Below are 1,676 nucleotides of genomic sequence, written 5' to 3' on the forward strand. Positions count from 1 at the left end.
CTATGTGTAAAATATTTCTCGAGGGGGTAAAGTAAGCAATTTTCTAGTCAAAAAAGAAAAGGCACTCTATGATAAATGTATGCTAACCGGCAAATACATTTAGAAAGAGGCCTTCTCATGGAGAAAATTATATCAAACTTATACAAAATAATAAAGGGTACGAATAGCTTAATTGAACTAGAAGAAGATGTAAACATGTATATGCATGAAGTATTTGCTACCTTGTTGGGGGATGTATTTTCACAGATTGACCAAGTGGTAAAAAAACAAAAGCAACAGGAAGGCTGGACAGTGATAAGAAGTGATGAAAAGACCGTGCAATTTACCTTCGGAGCGGTGACATTTCGTCATACATCCCTTAGAGATAAACAGGGGAACTGCAGGCATCCATTTGATGAATGGTTAGGAATAAGAAAGCATCAACGTCATAGTTCCTTGGTAGAAGTAAAGGTAGCGGAGATGGCTAGTGAAACGGACTACCGAGAAACGGCACGCGTCTTAAAAGAATGGACGGCGGTGGATATTAGTCATACAACCGTTGGTAGTATTGTAAAGCGTGTCGGTAATGCGCAGGCAAAAGCTGATCAGGAAATGGTTGTTGAATTAGAAGATGCAGATTACTTACCTGAAGGGAAAAAGCTGGCGTTTTTATATGCAGAGGCAGATGGGGTATTCGTAAGAGGAACACAAAAGAAAAAAAGTTTGGAAGTTCGGCATGCGGTGGTTCATGAAGGTTGGGATAAGAATGGGAAACGGGTAGCTTTACGAGAACCGAAAGTGATCATGACAACGCAACCTACCGCAGACTTTTGGAAAGAGGTTCAAGCGTTCACTGCGCATCATTATTCGTTAGAGGACACACAAGTGGTAAGTAACAGCGATGGTGGCGCAGGCTATACCGCTGAGAAATTTCAAGAAGCCTTTTCACAATCGAAATATCCTGTGCTCAACCAATTAGACCCCTATCATGTATCACAAGCGTTAAATCGCGCATTTGGCGGTGGAAAAAGCGAATGGAAAGAGGAAGTAAAGAAAGCACTAAAAGCGCAAAATCTTGAGGATTTCACCTTATGGGTAGACACCTTTGAAAGTACGCTAGAGGATCAGAAAAACGTGGATAAATTGCAGGCATTTAAGAAGTACATTATGCATAACTGGGAGCGTATTTTTGATTGGAGAGAACGGGTGGAGAATCCTCCAAAAGATGCACGTAGCTTGGGAGCGATGGAATCAAATCAACGCCATGTTTCTTTCCGTATGAAAAAAAGAGGGATGCATTGGAGTGAAGCTGGCAGTGAGGGAATGGTGAAAGTGATCCAGGGCATTTTAAATGGAACGTTACGGGACGTCTATTTGAAGCACCAAAAGAGAAGTGAACGGAAGCAAAGACAAGTGAAAAAGACGGTAAAATTAGCCCAGCTGTTACGTCAACCGACACGTCCATCCATAGGAGCTCATCAGGGGTCCATCAGCCTCTACATTGCCCATTCTAGCGCAAGAGGACAACTGTTAAAGAGTTTACGGTAACAGGTAAGTAGCTGGTAGGTTCTGGTTTGTAGAACGTACCAGCTACTTACCTGAGAACAAGCGACAGCGAGGTAGCTGAAAAAGCGTACAAAAATAGAGTGCCAGAAATACTGGTATAAAAACTACCTCGAGAAAAACTTGACACATAC

1 protein-coding gene is annotated in these 1,676 nt (G+C 42.1%); it reads left to right on the plus strand.

The annotated features are described in order from the left end of the window. Positions 1-117: 117 nt before the first annotated feature. Positions 118-1,527 carry an ISLre2 family transposase gene (locus tag OWO01_RS15845; protein WP_268781445.1) on the plus strand — a complete coding sequence of 470 codons (1,410 nt, stop codon included), beginning with the start codon at positions 118-120 and terminating at the stop codon, positions 1,525-1,527. Positions 1,528-1,676 lie beyond the last annotated feature (149 nt).

This window comes from Natronobacillus azotifigens, from assembly GCF_026805325.1.
Classification (GTDB): domain Bacteria; phylum Bacillota; class Bacilli; order Bacillales; family Amphibacillaceae; genus Natronobacillus; species Natronobacillus azotifigens.